The sequence below is a fragment of the Psychrosphaera haliotis genome (assembly GCF_039523615.1).
Lineage (GTDB): Bacteria > Pseudomonadota > Gammaproteobacteria > Enterobacterales > Alteromonadaceae > Psychrosphaera > Psychrosphaera haliotis.
Genome location: NZ_BAAAFQ010000004.1, coordinates 274,358 through 293,636, shown reverse-complemented (window position 1 = coordinate 293,636; position 19,279 = coordinate 274,358). Strand labels below are relative to the sequence as shown.

Annotated in this window: 18 protein-coding genes; 8 read left to right on the top strand and 10 right to left on the bottom strand. The window is 38.6% G+C overall.

Translation table 11 applies throughout. The annotated features are described in order from the left end of the window. Positions 1-7: 7 nt before the first annotated feature. Both ABD009_RS03975 and ABD009_RS03970 read right to left on the bottom strand, forming a co-directional pair. Entirely contained in the window at positions 8-973 is a 966-nt protein-coding gene (locus tag ABD009_RS03975; protein ID WP_343823894.1) for a DUF58 domain-containing protein, read from the bottom strand. Between the two features lie 42 nt (positions 974-1,015). After that, positions 1,016-1,972, bottom strand: coding sequence for an AAA family ATPase (locus ABD009_RS03970; protein WP_343822872.1), 957 nt, complete (start codon positions 1,970-1,972; stop codon positions 1,016-1,018). A 309-nt stretch (positions 1,973-2,281) separates the two neighbouring features. Here ABD009_RS03970 and fadI point away from each other — a divergent pair, with 309 nt between their 5' ends. Both fadI and fadJ read left to right on the top strand, forming a co-directional pair. After that, a complete protein-coding gene (fadI, locus tag ABD009_RS03965) occupies positions 2,282-3,589 on the top strand; it encodes an acetyl-CoA C-acyltransferase FadI (protein ID WP_155695490.1) in 1,308 nt (435 codons plus the stop codon). 29 nt (positions 3,590-3,618) lie between these two features. After that, a complete protein-coding gene (gene fadJ / locus ABD009_RS03960; protein WP_343822869.1) occupies positions 3,619-5,799 on the top strand; it encodes a fatty acid oxidation complex subunit alpha FadJ in 2,181 nt (726 codons plus the stop codon). Positions 5,800-5,882: 83 nt separating this feature from the next. Here fadJ and ABD009_RS03955 read toward each other — a convergent pair whose 3' ends face one another. The 4 genes from ABD009_RS03955 to msrA all read right to left on the bottom strand — a co-directional run bounded on the left by ABD009_RS03955 (position 5,883) and on the right by msrA (position 8,639). Beyond that, a complete protein-coding gene (locus ABD009_RS03955) occupies positions 5,883-6,341 on the bottom strand; it encodes a Fur family transcriptional regulator (RefSeq protein WP_330997737.1) in 459 nt (152 codons plus the stop codon). 62 nt (positions 6,342-6,403) lie between these two features. Continuing rightward, on the bottom strand, positions 6,404-7,312 hold the full coding sequence (locus ABD009_RS03950) for a ketopantoate reductase family protein (RefSeq protein WP_343822866.1): 909 nt from the start codon (positions 7,310-7,312) through the stop codon (positions 6,404-6,406). 3 nt (positions 7,313-7,315) lie between these two features. Next, complete coding sequence (locus ABD009_RS03945) at positions 7,316-7,663, bottom strand: VanZ family protein (RefSeq protein WP_343822864.1); 348 nt, start codon at positions 7,661-7,663, stop codon at positions 7,316-7,318. A 439-nt stretch (positions 7,664-8,102) separates the two neighbouring features. Continuing rightward, a complete protein-coding gene (msrA, locus tag ABD009_RS03940) occupies positions 8,103-8,639 on the bottom strand; it encodes a peptide-methionine (S)-S-oxide reductase MsrA (protein WP_343822862.1) in 537 nt (178 codons plus the stop codon). 137 nt (positions 8,640-8,776) lie between these two features. On the opposite strand from msrA, the gene ABD009_RS03935 reads away from it, so the two are divergent. Then, positions 8,777-9,475, top strand: a complete 699-nt coding sequence (locus tag ABD009_RS03935) for a DUF2982 domain-containing protein (protein WP_343822860.1) — start codon at positions 8,777-8,779, stop codon at positions 9,473-9,475. Between the two features lie 66 nt (positions 9,476-9,541). Further along, complete coding sequence (locus ABD009_RS03930) at positions 9,542-9,874, top strand: hypothetical protein (RefSeq protein ID WP_343823892.1); 333 nt, start codon at positions 9,542-9,544, stop codon at positions 9,872-9,874. Positions 9,875-9,943: 69 nt separating this feature from the next. Here ABD009_RS03930 and ABD009_RS03925 read toward each other — a convergent pair whose 3' ends face one another. Beyond that, a complete protein-coding gene (locus ABD009_RS03925; protein WP_343822858.1) occupies positions 9,944-10,768 on the bottom strand; it encodes a substrate-binding periplasmic protein in 825 nt (274 codons plus the stop codon). Between the two features lie 111 nt (positions 10,769-10,879). Between ABD009_RS03925 and ABD009_RS03920 the strand changes: the two genes are divergently transcribed. Then, positions 10,880-11,467 (top strand): hypothetical protein, encoded by a 588-nt coding sequence (locus ABD009_RS03920; protein ID WP_343822856.1) that lies wholly within the window; start codon positions 10,880-10,882, stop codon positions 11,465-11,467. A gap of 108 nt (positions 11,468-11,575) precedes the next feature. After that, entirely contained in the window at positions 11,576-11,779 is a 204-nt protein-coding gene (locus ABD009_RS03915) for a hypothetical protein (RefSeq protein WP_343822854.1), read from the top strand. 58 nt (positions 11,780-11,837) lie between these two features. Here ABD009_RS03915 and ABD009_RS03910 read toward each other — a convergent pair whose 3' ends face one another. Continuing rightward, positions 11,838-14,105: a bifunctional diguanylate cyclase/phosphodiesterase gene (locus ABD009_RS03910; protein ID WP_343822852.1), complete on the bottom strand. Its 2,268-nt coding sequence runs from the start codon at positions 14,103-14,105 to the stop codon at positions 11,838-11,840. Between the two features lie 86 nt (positions 14,106-14,191). After that, positions 14,192-16,888, bottom strand: coding sequence for an insulinase family protein (locus tag ABD009_RS03905; RefSeq protein ID WP_343822850.1), 2,697 nt, complete (start codon positions 16,886-16,888; stop codon positions 14,192-14,194). A gap of 211 nt (positions 16,889-17,099) precedes the next feature. Between ABD009_RS03905 and sixA the strand changes: the two genes are divergently transcribed. Next, entirely contained in the window at positions 17,100-17,582 is a 483-nt protein-coding gene (gene sixA, locus ABD009_RS03900) for a phosphohistidine phosphatase SixA (protein WP_343822848.1), read from the top strand. A 39-nt stretch (positions 17,583-17,621) separates the two neighbouring features. On the opposite strand, the gene smrB is transcribed toward sixA, so the two are convergent. After that, entirely contained in the window at positions 17,622-18,239 is a 618-nt protein-coding gene (smrB, locus tag ABD009_RS03895) for an endonuclease SmrB (RefSeq protein WP_343822846.1), read from the bottom strand. An 86-nt stretch (positions 18,240-18,325) separates the two neighbouring features. Here smrB and prmB point away from each other — a divergent pair, with 86 nt between their 5' ends. After that, complete coding sequence (gene prmB / locus ABD009_RS03890) at positions 18,326-19,270, top strand: 50S ribosomal protein L3 N(5)-glutamine methyltransferase (protein ID WP_343822844.1); 945 nt, start codon at positions 18,326-18,328, stop codon at positions 19,268-19,270. Positions 19,271-19,279: the final 9 nt, after the last annotated feature.

Here is a 19,279-nt window from a genome sequence, read left to right as displayed (position 1 = left end):
AAATTACCTATAACTGCTTATGTAAAGGCAAGCCCGCACTAATAGGCAACCATTTAATATTAAATTGCTGAAGCGTTTGCTTTTGATTTACAAAGTGACGTTTGGCACTTTTATTATATTGCTCTACTTGAGACAAACTGGAAATAACCTTTGTCGCTAACCCATTTGTAATGGCTAAGTTGTTACAAGCATACTGAGGCAAAGATTGCTCGATTGGATCGTATATTGAACAGGCATTAACTTCGCAGTGCTTTTGTAATTGAAACAAGTGCTGTAAAGCTGGTTCAGATAGGTTCTGAAAATCACTAATTATATAAATTAGGCTTCCTGGGTGAGCAACTTGTCGTAAGTGAGCACATGCTTGTTGGAATCGTTCCTGCGCGTATTGCTTTGAGTTCAAGTTGTTTTCTGCACTGGCTTCTTGCTGATATCCACCCTGAAGAGTTTGGTGACCTAATTGAAGCTGATTAAGCCAATGAAGTAAGGCTTGTTGTCTTGCTCTCGGTTTAGACTCCAGCATAGTGTCATTTGTTAAAACCAAACCACCGACTTTATCGCCGTTCTTTTTGGCTTTCCATGCAATCAGAGATGCAAGATGACAAGCTTGAATAGACTTAAACAACAAACTACTACCAAAATACATGCTTGGCAGCAAATCACAGAGTATGAAGATAGGTCTGTCTTTTTCTTCGCGAAATATCTTAGTGTGGGTTTTCCCTGTTCTTGCTGTTACTCGCCAATCAATCGTTCGAACATCATCGCCAGGCTGGTAATGCCTAGCTTCATCAAACTCCATACCTCGCCCTTTTGTTTTGGCAAGATATTGGCCCGAAAGGTGATGTTTAACTCTCGAGTTTGGCTTGGTATTTAGTAAGTGAATATAACGTTGATATAGCAAAAGCTCATCAAGGCTGCATTGCACGCCACTAATGTTGTTTTCCTTTATCCAGGCTAAATGCTGTTGGTTTATCATGTTATTCAATCAGTACTCTGTAAAACCTAGTTAACGTGGTGGTTATGGAACGGCAACCAACTGTATTATGCGCTTTAAAACAGTATTGGCATCTATACCAGCCGCTTCTGCTTCATAGCTCAGTAGTAGTCGATGACGTAAGCAGTCAAAAAATACTGTTTGAATATCATTAGGTGTTACAAAGTCCCTTCCGTCTAACCAAGCGTTTGCACGGGCACATTTGTCTAAACTTATTGTTGCACGAGGTGACGCGCCAAAAGCAATCCATTTTGCTAGGTCTTTGTCATATTTGCCTGGTTGGCGAGTGGCAATAATTAGATCAACTAAGTATTGCTCTAACTCATCAGCTAAATGAATAGACAGCACTTCTTTTCGTGCGTCAAAAATTTCTAATTGAGTAAGGGGTGTTGGTGGCTCTACTTTTTGAGAAAGAGCTTCACCGCGAGTTAGGCGCAAAATTTCAATTTCTGTTTCTGCACCAGGGTAATCAACTTCTAGGTGCATTAAAAAGCGGTCAAGTTGTGCTTCTGGAAGTGGATATGTACCTTCTTGTTCTAGCGGGTTTTGTGTTGCCATGACCAAAAAGAGTGAAGGTAGTGGGTAAGTTGTTTTACCAACGGTAACTTGGCGTTCTGCCATTGCCTCTAATAAAGCCGACTGAACTTTAGCTGGCGCTCGGTTAATTTCATCGGCCAATACTAAGTTATGAAAAAGTGGGCCCGCTTCAAAAACAAACTCACCGGTTTCTGGACGATAAATATCGGTACCGGTTAAATCGGCTGGTAATAAATCTGGCGTAAACTGAACACGGTGAAAGTCGCCTTCTAAACCATTTGCAAGGGCGTTAATAGCACGCGTTTTTGCTAATCCCGGAGGTCCTTCTACCAATAAATGTCCGTCGGCTAACAAAGCGACTATAATTGCTTTAGTAAATTGGGGTTGACCGATAACTTGTGAATCTAGATATTTTTTTAGTTGTTCAAATCGAGATACTGACATTTATCCTACACTTCCTCTGCGGCTAACACTTATATGACCGATAAAATTGAAAAAAAGTTTGATTTAAAAGCGACTTGCAATAACGCTTAATGTTGCGATGTTTACAATACCACTTACGACACGTTTGTGAATATAAGGTTCAATGATTAAAAAACAAGTGGCTGTTTTTTAAACGAGTTATCTTGAATGAGTTGAGTTTTAAATAGTGTGTTCGTCGAGAAAAGTGCGCAGAACTTTGACTTTACACAATATCTGGTTAAAATCGGGCTATAAATACAGGTCAGACCAGATTTGATAACAGGAAAGAACATGACAAACAAATTACAGACTAGAAATGGCGATCGTATCGCGGTTGTATCGGGCCTTAGAACGCCTTTCGCTAAACAAGCTACAGCGTACCACGGTGTACCTGCATTAGACTTAGGCAAAATGGTTGTTGGCGAAATGCTACAACGCGCAGAATTAGACCCTAAAGAAATTCAACAGCTTGTTTACGGACAAGTTGTGCAAATGCCAGAAGCGCCAAACATTGCTCGTGAAATCGTTTTGGGTACTGGCATGGATGTAAATACCGATGCTTATTCTGTTTCTAGAGCTTGTGCGACAAGTTTTCAATCAACAGTGAATATTGCTGAGTCTATGATGGCTGGCTCTATTGATGTTGGTGTTGCCGGTGGTGCTGACTCTTCTTCTGTTTTACCAATTGGTGTAACTAAAAAATTAGCGCGCGCTTTAGTTGACTTAAACAAGGCTCGTACTCTTGGTCAACGTTGGAACATTCTTAAAAAATTACGTTTAGCTGACCTTGCACCTCAACCACCTGCAGTTGCAGAGTATTCAACTGGATTGAGCATGGGCCAAACGGCTGAGCAAATGGCTAAAACGCATAACATTAGCCGTGAAGATCAAGATGCATTGGCACACCGTTCACACTCTTTAGCGACTAAAGCTTGGGAAAGTGGCATTTTTAAAGATGAAGTAATGGCTGCACACCCAGAGCCATTCAGCCAATTCATTGAAATGGATAATACTATCCGTACTAATTCTACAGCTGATGGTTATTCAAAGTTACGTCCAGTATTTGACCGTAAGCACGGCTCAGTAACAGCGGCAAACTCAACAGCATTAACAGATGGTGCATCTGCTATCTTAATGATGACAGAAAGCAAAGCAAAAGCATTAGGCTACGAGCCTCTAGGTTACATACGTAGCTTCGGTTTTGCAGCAATTGACGTTTGGGAAGACATGTTAATGGGTCCTTCTTACGCGACGCCTATCGCACTTGAGCGCGCTGGTATGAAGTTATCAGATTTAGACTTAATTGAAATGCACGAAGCATTTGCTGCTCAAACACTAGCGAACATGAAAATGTTTGCGAGTAAGAAATTTGCACAAGACAAGCTTGGTCGTGGTGAAGCGATTGGCGACATCGATATGACTAAATTTAACGTTAATGGTGGTTCTCTAGCATACGGTCACCCATTTGCTGCTACTGGTACTCGTTTAATTACGCAAACTATCAATGAACTACGTCGTCGTGGCGGTGGTGTTGGTCTAACTACAGCATGTGCTGCTGGTGGTTTAGGTGCATCAATGATTGTTGAAGTAGACGGTTAATAGCGGACTTATAAGGAAAGGATAAAAAGATGACGACAGAATCAAATAACACGTCTGCATTTACATTATCAACGCTAGAAAATGGCATTGGTGTGATCACAATTGACGTTCCAAATGAGTCAATGAATGTATTAAAAGCAGAATTCGCGGAACAGATTAATGCGGTTTTTGCAGAAGTTGAAAGCAATACTCATGTTTCTGGTTTAATCATTACCTCAGGTAAATCAAACTCGTTTGTTGCTGGCGCAGACGTATCTATGTTGGATGCGTGCGAAAGTGCTGAAGAAGTAAGAGCCATTGCCAAAATTGGTCAAGAGCTTTTTGATAAAATTGAAAATATGAAAATGCCAGTGGTTGCTGCAATTCATGGTCCTGCGTTAGGCGGCGGTTTAGAGTTAGCAATGGCATGTCATGCGCGCGTAGTTTCAGATGACAACAAAACAGTGCTTGGTTTACCAGAAGTTCAGCTTGGCCTTCTTCCTGGTTCAGGTGGAACACAACGTTTACCTAAACTAGTTGGTTTGCAAAAAGCCTTAGACATGATGCTAACGGGTAAACAATTACGAGCAAAACAAGCAGTAAAAGCTGGATTAGCTGAAGATATGGTTCCTCAAAGTATTTTGATGGATACTGCGGCTGAAATGGTTGACGCAATGCGTCACGGTAAAAAAGTTCGTAAAACTAAGAAAAAGCCGATGATGGCTAAATTCTTAGAAAATACCTCAGTAGGTCAGAACATTGTATTTGATCAAGCTAAGAAGCAGGTTATGCGCCAGACTAAAGGCAATTACCCAGCTCCGTTGCGTATTATCGAGTGTATTCGTACAGGAGTTTCTAAAGGCACTAAAAAAGGTCTTGAGATTGAAGCTCAGCGTTTTTCTGAACTGTGCATGACGCCAGAGTCTAAAGCACTACGTGGTTTATTCTTTGCAACTACCGAAATGAAAAAAGAGAACGGTGTTGCAGGTGTTGAGCCTAAGAAAGTGAAAAAAGCGGGCGTATTAGGCGGTGGTCTAATGGGCGGCGGTATCGCTTTTGTTACTGTTACTAAAGCGGGTGTTCCAGCGCGTATCAAAGATATTGCCCAAGAAGGTATTCGTAACGCATTTAAATATAGCTATGACATTTTAAACAAAAAAGTTAAGCGTCGTTTTATGCGTAAATCAGAAATGCAGAAGCAGTTAGGCATGTTAAGTGCTGGTACTGACTTTGTAGGTTTTAAAGATGCTGACATTATTGTTGAAGCGGTATTTGAAGACTTAAACCTGAAACAGCGTATGGTTGCTGACATTGAAGAAAACTGTAACGAAAGTACAATTTTTGCTTCAAATACGTCTTCGCTACCAATTAAAAACATAGCTGAAAAAGCGGCTCGTCCAGAAAATGTAATTGGTCTTCACTACTTCTCACCAGTGGATAAAATGCCACTAGTTGAAGTAATCGCGACGGGAAAAACATCTGACGAAACAATTTCTACAACGGTAGAGTTTGCGCGTCGTCAAGGTAAAACTCCAATCGTAGTAAAAGATGAAGCTGGCTTCTTTGTTAACCGTATTCTTGGTTTGTACATGAATGAAGCGGCGAACGTTGTTATGGAAGGTGAGCCGGTTGAGAAAATCGACAAAGCGTTAGTTAAGTTTGGTTTCCCTGTAGGCCCAATGACGTTGCTTGATGAAGTTGGTATTGACGTAGGCTCAAAAGTTGCTGGTATCTTATACGATGCATTTGGTGAGCGTTTTGCACTGCCAACAGCAATGGACAAGTTAACGAAAGATGAACGTAAAGGTAAGAAGAACCAAAAAGGTTTCTACGTTTATGGTAAAGCGGCTAAACCAACACTTATGGACAAGCTAACCTTTAAGAAAAAAGGTAAGCAAGTTGATGAGTCTGTATACCGTGTACTAGGCGTTTCTCCTAAGAGCACAATAAGCGAAGAAGCAATTGCTGAACGTTGTGTTGTTCAATTACTAAATGAAGCGGCTCGTTGTTTAGATGCTGGTATCGTGCGTAACCCTCGTGATGGTGATATTGGTATGATATTTGGTACTGGTTACCCTCCATTCCAAGGCGGTCCTTTCCGTTATATGGATAGTATGGGCATTGCCACTCTAGTTGAAAAACTTGAAGGTTATGAAGCAAAACACGGTGATCGATTTGCACCATGTGATTTATTAAAATCAATGGCTAAAGAGAACAAAACGTTCTACTAAGCTGTTAAACCGGAGCTCAACTTTGGGTTCCGTTTTTAAACATAAAAAAAGCGCCGATTGGCGCTTTTTCTTTTTCGACTTATCTACTTACTGGAACAATTTTCGCAAATGCCCTGTAGTTCAAGCTGACGTGTTGTTAACTTAAAGCCTGTTTTCTCAACACTGGCTCTAAGCTCATCTATAACATTATTCATAACGCTGATCTCAGTGACAGCTTGGCATTCTTCACATATTAAAAACTGTGGAATTTCATGGCTGTGAGAACAAGAAATGTGAGAGCAAGCAATATACTTATTTGCTGATGAAAGTTTATGCACAAGCGAGAGCTCTACTAAAAAGTCTAGGATACGGTATACAGACATTGCAGGAATAGACTGCTGAAATTCTTCTCTATAATAATCAGCTAACTCATAAGCAGATACCGCCTCACCAACCTTAATAATGCACGTGAGTATATTTTCACGTTTGGTGGTTAACTTAACGCCTTCTTCTGCACAGGTTTGCTTTGCTTTTTCTACAATGAGTTGAATATTATTAGGCACAAATTTCTCTACTATTGTTTATCTCTGAAGCTAGTTTATTACTGCGTGTTGCGAAAGTAAAACTAAAGTCTTTGAAGAGCCTTTATTTCACTAGTTATATATGTATTTGCAGGAGCTGGGATCTGGTAAAGCGAAGCCTGATTCGCAATATAACCATTGATAAAATCTATTTCTGTTTGACGGCCATTGAGTACATCTTCTCGCATAGAAGATGAGTTGTGCTTTGTTTGATTTGCTACGTCAACAACAAGCTTCTTGAGCTCGTTAATTTTTAATTCCAGGCCTTCTCGCTTCGCCACCAATACTAGTTCTTCTAAGATGGAGGTTGTAAGTTGTTGATGCTGATGATCTAGCACGCCACCGTTTAAACAATTATGAATGGCTGAAATTGGGTTAATGACGGCATTTACAGCAAGCTTGTTCCAAAGTACAGGCAATATGTCGCTAACCTGTGTTGCATTAAAGAATAAAGTAGAGATTACACTTTTAACGTTAAGCTCTTTGCCTATTTTATCTTCAACGAGAGGGCTTTTAGAAACTAAGGCCCATTCACTTTTACCGATACCAGCCAAATGTATTACATTATTTTTAGCATAAGCACCTGTACTTGTTGTGCAAAAGTAAATGTCAGCAATATCTCCAATTAAAGTTTTACATAACTCAATAGTGCCAAGTCCGTTGTGTGAAACGATAACTTGAGATCCATATGTAAGCAGAGGTTTAAGTTCTTTCAGTACGTTTTCTACATCGTACGCTTTTGTTGGGATAACTAAAAAATCTATGCTTTTAATGTTCTTTAGTCGTGTTTTTGACCTCAAGTGCTGCACTGTGTCGTTTAATTCAACGCGGCTATTTTTGTCAGTGTCACCTCTAACAATTTGAATAGTGTTTAATTTGCTTTCTTGTCCTTTAGCCGCCAGTAGGCTACCTATTGCGCCTTGGCCTAAAATGTAGATTGGTGGATGCTGCATTTACTAAGCCTTGAAAAAAGCGAGTAGTTTAGGGTGTAGCAGTAAGTAGGCGATTGCCCCAACCATATCAGCTATTAAGTCTGGTAATGACGCACTTCTATAAGGCAATGAACCTTGCAGTAATTCGATAGTCGCTCCGTAAAGCAGCGCAACAAGAAGCGTGCTTTTTGCGTTTTCAGAAACGCCATTCATAAAGAAAAAGCTAAGACCAAAGAATACGATAAAGTGTGCAAATTTATCAAAATGAGGGATAGCAGGCCCAACGTTATCGATAGGAACTAAAAAATAATATGTTGCAATGGTAGTGAAAATGGCCAAAAGCACTTGGCTAGTCAATCTAAATTTAGTCATTAATAAACAGTTCTAATATATTGAAGTTTGAGAAGGTCTAATTAAAGTGTATCAAATTAAAGCTAAAAGCCGCTATGTATAATTAAAAGTATCAAACTTGAAATATCTGACTTGTGGTCACTTAATTAAGAAGTGTTTAAATGATGTTGAAGTAAAAATTATATTCATACTTTTAAATTTAACCCCAATGATGGTCATTAGTTTTAAGTATATAATTTAAATGGCTTTTAAAGCTTCGGCTAGTTTTTGGTCGGTCTATTTTAAATCAAAAAAGTAGCAAATATCTAAAAATTCACTTACTAGATTTTTCAAAGGATTTCTGAAATCGAAACAAGTAAATTTAACTTGGGGTTACAGCCCCAGGAGGGCATAACTCCCATCAGCGCATCTACTTCCAGCGTTGATTTATGCCCTCCAACTGATTCATGGTTATGTGGTCTTACTTAAGCCAATTTTTAAACTTAAATTCAAATTCTTCTAATTTTGGTCCTATCAAAACAGCGCAATAAGGTTGCTCCGGGTTTTTTAAGGCATAACCTTGATGGTAATGCTCTGCGGGATAAAAATCTTCGTATTGTTTAATCTCGGTACAAATTGGTTGATCCCAGATACCCAATAAATTGAGCTTGTTAATAAGGTCCTGAGCTGTATTTAGTTGTGCATTGTCATGATACAAAATAATAGATCGGTATTGAGTGCCAACGTCATTGCCTTGACGATTTAATGTGGTGGGATCATGTAGCTGAAAAAACATAGAAAGTAACTGTTCGTAATTTATGACGTTAGCGTCATATTCAACCTGAATTACTTCAGCATGACCTGTTGTACCTGTAATTATTTGCTGGTAACTAGGATTTTCTCGATGTCCCGCAGAGTATCCAGATGTTGCGCTAACAACACCTCGTACTTTATTCAAAGCCGCTTCGATACACCAAAAGCAACCTCCGCCAAATGTTGCTATCTCAATCTTCTCCATATACTTTATATACCTTACTTAGGAGTTTAACGTTGAACTTTAAATCTGATTGTCCATATTGTAATAGAATACGCGCTATTTTGTTGTGGGGTGCAGTTTGTCTAATAATTTATTTTGTATTTGAGCCATTTTAACGGATGGCTAATGCCAAAGTAGTAAGGTTAAATTCTAAATTAGCTGGTAAGCGTGTTCCGTTACGTTTATTTGCCTGTATTTTTGTTGTTCTTTTGCTTGTTATACAAGTAGGTTTTGACACAACGAGTCCAATTGTTTTAATTGCTGCTTACTCTATGTGCCTAATACTTTTCCTAGCAGGGCATATATTAGCAGGCGAGCCTGAGCATAGTTTGGAATTAAATGAGTCAGGGTTACGATTTAATCACAAAAGAGGAAGCTTTTTTGTCGAATGGAGCAATATTCAAAGGGTAGATATACCATCGGTTTTTCACTTTCCTGAATCTAAAAACCTCAATTACATTGGTATTAAACTAAAGGAGCCACTTGCGCACTATGAATCCATTCCTTTAAGACTCGCCAGTCGAACTTTAATGGAACAACGAGAGTTACAAGTCATGTTGGCAAAAGAAGCCTGCAGTTCTGGTAGTTGCGATTTGAGTAAGCTCACGGATCAAATTGAGTGGCAAGACAAAAGTGGAATGCGTTTAGCTGGCTTAATTGCGATGTATGCATCGAGGAGTGAAGTAAGCAATCAATTTTTAGGCTTCCATATATTTATATCGGGTGAATCTTTTGTTAATGACCTTGATGATGTTTTAAAAGAAATAATTGTGATGAAAAATAGGGCAAATATACATATAAACACAAGACAACCTTGATCAATTTGGATCAAAAGGCTAAGGTTCAGTTAGTAATATTTCCCTTGAATTTTTTGGTAGAACACCATTATGACAGATGCTGCATACATTAGAAGTGGACGAAACACCATCATCCATAAAGTTAGAAAACTTGATTTATTGCTTGTTAACGATATCGAGCACCCAGTAGTTAAAGTTACCCAAAATGGCGTAATTGAACACAACGGCGAAGTACCTCGAAATAGACGAGAAGCAAAAGATGCTTATTGCGAAGTGGTGAACATTTCCAGTCCAGACGTATTTGGTGAGCCTAAAACACTGCTGTTTGTTCAGTGTTTAAATGGTAAAGAATATAAAGTAGATTACTCTAAAGTTGGAACTCCACTATTTGTAAGAGTTCACCAGCAAAGCTTTTTCTAAGATCCCACTTAAACAAAAGAAATAAAGCTGAGTACTTAACATTAGAGCCCGAAAGGGCTTTTTTTGTGGTTAAAATATCTTATATTTTTGTTTCAACGATTGGTATTCCGGAGATTGGAGAAATTCGGTTAATTTTGTATTAAACGTTTGGACTTTAGTTTCATCTTTAAACGCCATTGAATAAGGGTTTTCAGGGAATACCTTGTGCACTGATAGCTCTGGCTGTGCTTTATTACCCATTTTGAGCTGAGTAAAAATATAATTAAATATATTAATATCCATCACTATCACTTCTATCCTCTTTTCTAATAGCATTTCGACTTGCTGAAATTGATTTGGGATCTCTATGTAATTAGCGTTATTTTTTGTCGCAGTTGCAAAGATAGGCCCTAAATATTTGTGAGCAAATTGAAAAGAAGCAACACTGTTTTTCTCAAGGTCTTCTATTTTATCTATGTTAATGCCACTTGATCGTAGTGAAATGGCAACATTTTGATAGGTTATATATGGATTACTCCGGATTTTACTATTAGGAACAATATATTCATTAATAGTCAGAAGTGCCTCTCCCATACCTTGATCTAGTAGCTTTAGGCTTCTACCCAAAGGTGCATAAATAAACCTAGGTGAAGTATCCATTTTATTTAAAACAGTAGTAATTACTTCTAATTCAAACCCTGTATCGCTCTCAGAGATAACATAAGGCGGTTTTGCTAGACCGACTATAACGTCTATAGTTGTTTCCATTTGACGGCTTTCTGTACTCTCATGAGTGTTAAAATTTGATTTTTCAGTAGGTTTTGCATTGACAATAAAGCTAAGGATTAAAGTGGAGAAAATTGTCAAAATCAATGTAGGTTTAAAATAAGCTTTCAGAAACGTCAATATGGACATGAGGTACTTCGCTGTAGTTAAATTTGGGTGCTAGATACTTATTCCGTATCGATATATGATGGCATCATCTCGAATAATAAATTCTAAATCAAGAGAAAGTAAGGTACCAACATGAAGTTAAATTACTCATTAATTCTGTTTACTACACTCGTCTTAACACCTTTAACCTCTATTGCTACAACAAACAATGATGAAGGTGATTCGGTGACTAAAGTTATTCATGCTGGCCAGCAAAGTTTTAATAAGCATTTAGCTAAGTTTGAAGATTATTTAGGTGGGTGGACTGCAAACTTTTCAGTTGAGAAGGGCCAACCTAGTGTTACAGACGTTACTTTATTTGAAAAAGTATTAAACGGAAAAGGCCTAAAAACTACTCACTCAATTAATGATGGAATGTATGGTGGCGAGTCGATTATTTATTGGAATAATAAATCAAATAGATTGGAGTTTTATTATTTTACGACGGCAGACTTTTTTACCTCTGGCTGGATGGAATTTACCGACAAGAACACCTTTGTTGCATATGAAAATGTGACCGGCGAAAGCAGTACAAGCCAAGGAATAACTCAGGTTAAATCAACCTCAACGTTAAATGGCGACTCAATGACGGTTGCTACCTCCTATTTAAAGAATGGAGAGTGGACTAAAGAGGAAGGAAGAACCTATACAAGAACAACAAAGGACGTAGTTTTTAAATAGTTTTAAATAGCCTTTTAAACGGTTTTTATATGAGTTAAAAAAAACTGGTCGATATTTGAGCTTTTTTTGTGTAATATACGCGCCCTTAATTCCCTTGCCGAGGTGCGTATGTTGTATTTTGTTGTCGCTATCGTTTCAATTCTATCTGCTTGTTTTCTATCTATAGAAGCAATGAAAAACGGTTTAGGGAAAAAGCGTTGGTTTTTTAGTGGGTTAGTTTTTGGACCTATGGTTTGGCCTATGCTGAATGTAAAAAAACAAATGCTGTTGCGAAAGCAAAGCGGGTCTGGTGTTGTCTTTTTAAGAGCGTAGTATCTTGGTAAAGAGGCAAATCTAACTGTGTTCTGCCTCTTTTTAATGTTTAGTCTATCTACGCAGTTTCTTCATAAGGTAGTTTAGCGGTGGTCATTTTGTCCATCATAGCAAACTGACTAAACTCAACTGCCGACAAAGGTTTAGAGTACAGGTAACCCTGTAGCACGTCACATTCCATTTCTGTCATGAACGCTTTTTGTTCATTGGTTTCCACACCTTCCGCTACCGTTGACAAACCTAAGTTTCGAGCGATAGTAACAATAGTATCAATCATCGCTTTACCAAAGTCAGAATCTGCATCATCAACAAATGCTTTGTCTATTTTAAGCGTGTTTAAAGGGAACTTACGTAGATAAGAAAGACTTGAATATCCTGTTCCAAAGTCATCCATGGCCAAGTGTATGCCTCTATCTCTTATTTGATGCATAGTTTCGATAGCGTGCTTGGCATTATTCATTACCGTGCCTTCAGTAATCTCAAGCTCCAAGTGGTGAGGGTCTAATTCGGTCTCGTGCAAAATACGATCAATTCTTTGCATTAGGTCAGGAAGGTTAAATTGTCTGGCGGATAAGTTGACGGCAACACGACCTCTGATAATACCTTCATCTAGCCAGCGCTTCATATCGATACAAGCTTTCCTAAGAACTAAATCACCAATTTCAACAATCTGACCTGTTTCTTCAGCTATTGGGATGAATGTACCTGGGCTCACCAATCCGTTTTTAGGAGTGATAAAGCGAACTAGAGCTTCCATTCCATTTAATGTACCGTCGGAAAAGCTCATCTTAGGTTGATAGTAAACTTGGAAGTAATCTTCTTTAAGGCCCAGACGGATGAGGTTTTCAACTTGTAGACGTTTTACCGCTTTTTTATTCATATCTTCGCTAAAGAATAAGTATCTATTACCGCCTTCTTTAGCGTGATACATGGCCGTATCGGCATTCCGTAATAGCGTCTCTGGCTGTTTGCCGTCATCAGGGTATAAAACAATACCTATACTACCCGCTACAACAAACTCATGTTTATCAATTCTAAATGGTGTTGACAGTTTTTTTAGTATTTGTTTTGCAGCTGCGGTGACGGCAGAAATATCATTTGTTTTTTCCATGATAAGTGCGAATTCATCACCGCCGAGCCTGTATAAAGTGTTTAGATTGTTAGTAATAGGCTTAATTCGTTTAGCTATTTCAATAAGGAGTATGTCGCCAAGCTGGTGACCTAAAGAGTCATTGATTTTTTTGAAGTCGTCTAAGTCGAATACAAGCACTGCGGTTGGAACTTTTTTATCTACACAAGTTTGTAAATTAGAGAAAAACACATTCCTGTTTGGCAGTTTTGTTAGAGAATCGGTACTTGCTAGTTTAAGAAGTTTTGCTTCAGCGGTTTTTCTTCGTGTCGTATCAGAAACGATTGCAACGTAGTTACTTATTTTACCGTCTTTGTCGCGAATGCAGTTAGCGGTAATATAAGCTAAAAACATTGAATTATCTTTGTTTTGGCCCGTAATATCGCCTCGCCAACTGCCGTGTGAATCTACATCACGCTTTATTTCATGTATTAGAGTGGAGCTTAAACTAGTTAGGTGTAGCTTCTCTCCTAAAACTTCCTCAGGCAAGTAACCGGTTATTTTACTGTAACCTGGATTTACATGAACAACGTTAAGTTGTGGGTCTAGTATTATTACGCCTTCTGAGATGTTTTCTATGCTTTTAGCGAAGATCTCTAGTTCCGACTCTGCTGTTTTAAGCTTTTGAATATCCTTGAAAATACCGGTCATTCTCACCGGTTTTCCTCTGTCACTTCTAATTACTATGCGGCCTTTGTCTAAAACCCAACGCCAGCCTTCTTTGTCTCGTAAACGATATACACATTCAAAAGCGTCGGTATTTCCACTAATGTGATTAGCCAATTTGGTTCTAACGCGCTCTATATCGCCAGGATGAATGTATTGTTTATTAGGAGGGAAGACATTTGGGTTCACATTGGAAAGAGGGTAGGTACCGCGAGAATTAGTTCTAAATAGTTTGCCTTCATTGATATGCCAATCCCACATCTCGTCGCCACTGGCCCAGAGTGAAAAGTTTAACCTTTGGTCACTATTAAGCATGGCTCTTTGATATCGCTTAAAGCGCACCATACCGTAGGTTGCAATACCGAGAAGTATAAGACATAGAATAGACAAAATGATGATCAATAAAGTGCCGCCCTGAATATCTTGTTCAGGTACGCCTTTAGGAATAACCAAACCAGCACTAGCGGGCAAGCTTACAAAGGATACAATTAGTAACGACAGTAATTTATTTTTATTATTTTTAAGGCACACAAAAATTCTTAAATACTACAATTGGAATGCACTGCCAAGATAACTAATGAAAAACATAGTGTCAAAGTATAAAAACAAATAAATATCTAGCGACTGTTAACGACAATGCCTTTGTTTAATAATGGTGTAAAGAGGCTAGCATACCAAGAAGCTAACTCGCGTTTAGTAAGTAATTGCAACTCATTTACAATCATATCTCTTTGATTAAACTGGTAATCTTTATTACCAATAGAAACCCAAAGTTGTTGGCTTTGTTGCGCTAAATTTGTTGGTTTTTCTTTATATTGCATAATGACAGCAGCCTTGTGCCTATCAAAATCTTCCGTTGGCAGTTCATCTAACTCTGCGTTAAAAAATTGTAAGCAATTGTTTAACTCTTCTGTGAGATGTTTGCTATCAAAGTCGTGAGATTGAACGTAAACCGCTAAACCAGGGACATTGTTTAAGGGCATGTAGCCGCTACCCACCATATAACCCAATTGTTTTTCGGTGCGCAGTCTATTAAAAGCGTACGGAGCTAATATTTGGCTGGCCAAAATGAAGTAGGCTTTTTCAATTTCATTATCTTGTGAAGAAGAAACCGTCATACCTTGCAAATATAGCAAGGCCGCTGAATCTTGGTGCTCTACCTTTTTAGCTAGTTCTACTACACCAATATCATCAAGAGACTTAATTACTCTTGGCAATTCGGAAACTCGAGTACTTTGTGAAAGTAACTGTTTGAGGTTTTCATTAATAGCCGTGGCTTGAGTGGTACTCCAGTTGCCATAAACTAAAGACTCAACATAAACACTATCAAATAACGTTTCGGCGAATAAACGGAAGTTCTCCACTGAGATGTGCTCAAGTTCGTCTGCTAACTCCTGAGACGTTCCAGTTGATGGAATAAGGTGCGAATTTAATAAACTGAAAAGTTGGCTTATAGGTTTATTTGAATCTGAATTTCGCCAATGCTTAACCAACTGTCTTTTTACTTCTTCAAAGCGACTACGGGTAGGCGAAATGGTAAATAAGCTTTTGACTAATGTGTAAATTAACTCTGGCTGGTTTGGGCTTAAGCCTGACGTGTACATAGTGATACCAGCTGCATGAGCATAAACATTGTAATGCAGGCCAGCCATTTCGGATTGATAATGAACATCGGCCATTTTATCCATAAACAGCTCGCAGAATAACCTCATCAGCGCTTGGTTTGAGTTTGAGTCAACACCATTTGGAAGGTCAAAGCCAACGTAAATGTTACCTTTAGGCACCATGTAACGTAAGTCTTGTTTGAACCAAAATTGCCATCCATGCTCTTTGTCTAAACAAATTGGGGTAGTTGCGTGGAAGTCTTTGTGTTCTATTTTTATTTCTTTTTCTAAATAAGGGTTGGGGCTAGGGTAAGCAAATGATCCCTCATTAGGTTGAATAACTTTTAATTCATTAATTACGGCTTTATCAATATCCTGAACTGAATATAGAGTGTGGTACCAATGAGCCTCACGGTCTGTCGATATATTCTGACTAACCAAGGTAATCCTCATGTTTTCCGGCTCGAAGAAGCTAAAAATTTGATTCCAATGAGCGTGCTCAAAACCATCCATCCTATAATCACCAAAAAGGATATCTTCAGGTTCATAATGTTGCATGTTCAAAGCAATTTGATTTGAGAGCTTAATCGCCTTGATTGACTCTTGGAATTCAAAGCTAATTTGAGCCATCTTTTGCTGTTCGGTATAAAGGTATTCAGGTGGAACGTGAGTCTTCATAAAATTGATGAAGCTAAATAGTTGAGTCATGATGAGATCTAGTCGACTCTCACCTAACTCCGTCAATTCAATTGAGACATTGAAGTCTTTGAAGTTTTGGCCTGAAATGCCGTTACCCGCCGATAGTCCGTTAATTAAACCTTGTCCTTTAAGGCTTTCATACAAAGAACCGGTGCCTTCATCTCCTATTATATGCGCAATAAAACTAACCATCTTATGTTTGTATAATTGATTAATAGCTGGGAGTGCAAAAGTTAGATTAAGCTTATGAAGCTCTTTAACGGGTCTTATGCAGATGAATTTACCTAAGTCCTTTTTAGTATATAAAGGTTTGGTAATAGCAGGCTTCGCCCTAAGTGGATTAGATGTACTTAACTCAGAAAATAACGACTTTGCAGTATCAAAGTGTTCAGTTGTGTTAGAGACAATACATACAGTCATGTATTGTGCTTGATAGTGTTTTTCCCAAAAGTCTATTATTTCATTCTTCACTGGCCTGTTAGGCAAGTCTGAAAGTGTTTGTCGATTGCCTACGGCAAATTTGCTGAAAGGGTGTTTAGCATTGCACGTTTCTTTATGGACTTGCTGAATACGACGGCTATCGTCTCTTAACTTTAATTTATATTCAGCATGAATGGCTTCTTGTTCTCGATCAATCGCCTCATCGTTAAATAACGGATTTATAAATAAATGCGCAAAGTAATCAAGCCCGCTTAAAAACTGATCATGGTTAATATCAAAAAAGAAACAGCTGTGCTCTGTTGCTGTCCAGGCATTACTTTGGCCACCATGTTTACTGATAAAGTTACTCAATTCATTAGAGGAAGGGTATTTCTGATTGCCGTTAAATAGCAGGTGTTCAATAAAATGAGCGAAGCCAGGTCGGTCTTTGGGATCATCAAAACTACCTGTATTGACCACTAATGAACAGGCACTTTTACTACAAGCTGAATCCTCAACAAAAACCAGTCGAATACCATTATCTAGAGTAACAGATTGATAATTCTTGTTATCATTAGGACTTTTTTTCATTAAATGCCTTGTAGTGTTAGATGCTTGATATCCTTAACCAATTATTACAACCGTCCGTCTGTTTATCCTAGCTTGTTTTTGGTAAAAATCGAACTTATTTGATCTAAGGACCCAAATTATAAAGATTAAGTTTCAAATTAGAACTAAACTATCGTAGTCTTATCCTTATATATGTAAAGCTCATTTAGAGCTATCATTTTAGAGAGTGGTTATGCCGATTTTCCTTTATGTAGTGCGTCATGGCGAAGCCGAAGCGGTTCAGGTAAATGATGAAGAACGTCAATTAACTGAATTAGGTAAGCAAGAGGCGAATAAAACTGCGCGTTGGTTAAGCACTCAGGTGTCTGATTTTGATACTGTGGTTGCAAGTCCGTATATACGAGCTCAACAAACTAAAGAAATTATCCTAAGTCAAAATAAAGCGACTAATGTCATCACATCTAACCAATTTATTCCTTCTGGCATTGCTTCTACTGCAATAGATGAGTTGCTTGCTTATGCACAGTCGAATAACAAAACAGATCAGCATATTCTTTGCGTTTCTCACATGCCGCTAGTAAGTTATTTGATTGGTGAGCTGTCCGGCTATACGCCAATAATGGCCACCGCTGCTGTCGCTAAGCTGCAAATTAATTTGGAGAAGTGGAACGGGCAGCTTGATACGCTTATTTCCCCTGAACAAATATTGCTCTAGCTTAATGCTGGTGACTATGACTGATAGTGTGATTGAGAATTAAAGATCACGACCAAGAAGATGGGTGAGTTCTTCACCTAAATTAATAATTAATACCACTGCACCTTGTCCGCCCCATTCCAAAGGCGCCTGATGAAAGGCAAGCACATCTGGGTGTTGCATTAAATAATGTGGCACTTTACGTTTTAATATACCACCGCTCACACCGTGTACGATGCACGCACATGGAATATGCTGTTTCATGCAGTCAATGACTAAATCCGCGATGTCTTTTTGAGCTTGTTGTTTAGTGTACCCGTGCAAATCAAGAATTAGCTCGGGAGCCACATCACCTCGTCTAAGAACTTTTGTAAGGTAACTTGGGTAACCTTCTCTAACAAAACTTAAGGTTTGCGAGTCATCAATAAAAGGTTCGTATTCGTCTGAGAATTGAAATCGTTGCGCTGACTTTGCTTGATCGTTAACAACTAATTTATTGCGGCGTTGTTCGCTTTGCTGTTTATCTTGGGCTCGCTTGTTGGTATTGTGACGAAAATGAAGTTTGTCTTGTGTTAAAGGCTTAATCCCTTTCATCTCAGCAGCAAAATCAACCTCTGTTTGCTCGGAGTTTTGTTGGTCTTGCTCTAACATTGACTGAAAAGTTACTTTTTTTGACATGAAACTCATTTCCTAATGGCGCACCCTTGACCGTCTATTGTAAAATACTGAAATCTTAACGACCACTAATTATTAGGTTTAAATAAATGACTGAACAACCAACGTTGTCTTTACTAGCTGAAGAAGCCATCAATGAACTTTCCACGGCCAACGATCTTTTGCGTTGGGCAGTTAGTCGTTTTAACGAATCTGATATTTATTATGGGCACGGAACGGACAATCCTTGGGATGAAGCTTTTTCTTTAGTATCTTGGGGTTTGAATATCGGTCCACTATTAAATGCGGAAGTGTTGGCATCTAAGCTAACACATTCTGAACGACAACGAATTGTTGAAGTAGTAGTAGCTAGAATTGAAACTAAAAAGCCTGCAGCTTATTTAACAAACCAAGCCTATTTTGTTGATTTGCCGTTCTACGTTGACGAAAACGTACTTGTTCCTCGTTCTCCTATTGGTGAGTTAATTAAACAGCAATTTTCAACGGTTATCGACTTTACGCCAGACTCCATTTTAGATTTATGTACTGGCTCAGGTTGCATTGCAATCGCTTGTGCTTATGCGTTTGAAGAAGCGTATGTTGATGCTGCGGATATTAGTCCGGAAGCACTTGCAATAGCAGACGAAAATATTCATCGTTTAGGTGTATCAGATAGAGTGGTGCCTTTATTGTCTGACGTATTTTCTGGATTAGGTGATCAGCAATATGATCTTATCGTTTCAAATCCTCCGTATGTTGACCTTGAGGATATTGGTGACATGCCCGAAGAATTCCATCATGAACCTGAGATTGGTTTGGGCAGCGGTCCTGATGGTTTAGATCTCACTCGTATGATTTTGAAACAAGCCTCAAAACACTTAACCGACAACGGTGTGTTAATTGTTGAAGTAGGAAACTCTCTTGTTCACCTTGTTGAGTTGCTTCCTACTGTTCCATTTAATTGGATAGAGTTTGAGAATGGTGGTTTGGGTGTATTCTCAATCACTAAGGCTCAATTAGACGAACACCAAGCGATAATAGATAGCACACTTTAAGCACAGGAC

Bases quoted from the DNA above. Each gene is read 5' to 3' on its own strand.
- ABD009_RS03905 (WP_343822850.1), bottom strand. From the start codon at position 16,888: ATGAAAAAAAGTCCTAATGATAACAAGAATTATCAATCTGTTACTCTA.
- ABD009_RS03925 (WP_343822858.1), bottom strand. From the start codon at position 10,768: ATGTCCATATTGACGTTTCTGAAAGCTTATTTTAAACCTACATTGATT.
- msrA (WP_343822862.1), bottom strand. From the start codon at position 8,639: ATGGAGAAGATTGAGATAGCAACATTTGGCGGAGGTTGCTTTTGGTGT.
- ABD009_RS03920 (WP_343822856.1), top strand. From the start codon at position 10,880: ATGAAGTTAAATTACTCATTAATTCTGTTTACTACACTCGTCTTAACA.
- ABD009_RS03975 (WP_343823894.1), bottom strand. From the start codon at position 973: ATGATAAACCAACAGCATTTAGCCTGGATAAAGGAAAACAACATTAGT.
- ABD009_RS03970 (WP_343822872.1), bottom strand. From the start codon at position 1,972: ATGTCAGTATCTCGATTTGAACAACTAAAAAAATATCTAGATTCACAA.
- ABD009_RS03950 (WP_343822866.1), bottom strand. From the start codon at position 7,312: ATGCAGCATCCACCAATCTACATTTTAGGCCAAGGCGCAATAGGTAGC.
- ABD009_RS03915 (WP_343822854.1), top strand. From the start codon at position 11,576: ATGTTGTATTTTGTTGTCGCTATCGTTTCAATTCTATCTGCTTGTTTT.
- fadI (WP_155695490.1), top strand. From the start codon at position 2,282: ATGACAAACAAATTACAGACTAGAAATGGCGATCGTATCGCGGTTGTA.
- smrB (WP_343822846.1), bottom strand. From the start codon at position 18,239: ATGTCAAAAAAAGTAACTTTTCAGTCAATGTTAGAGCAAGACCAACAA.
- sixA (WP_343822848.1), top strand. From the start codon at position 17,100: ATGCCGATTTTCCTTTATGTAGTGCGTCATGGCGAAGCCGAAGCGGTT.
- fadJ (WP_343822869.1), top strand. From the start codon at position 3,619: ATGACGACAGAATCAAATAACACGTCTGCATTTACATTATCAACGCTA.
- ABD009_RS03945 (WP_343822864.1), bottom strand. From the start codon at position 7,663: ATGACTAAATTTAGATTGACTAGCCAAGTGCTTTTGGCCATTTTCACT.
- prmB (WP_343822844.1), top strand. From the start codon at position 18,326: ATGACTGAACAACCAACGTTGTCTTTACTAGCTGAAGAAGCCATCAAT.
- ABD009_RS03935 (WP_343822860.1), top strand. From the start codon at position 8,777: ATGGCTAATGCCAAAGTAGTAAGGTTAAATTCTAAATTAGCTGGTAAG.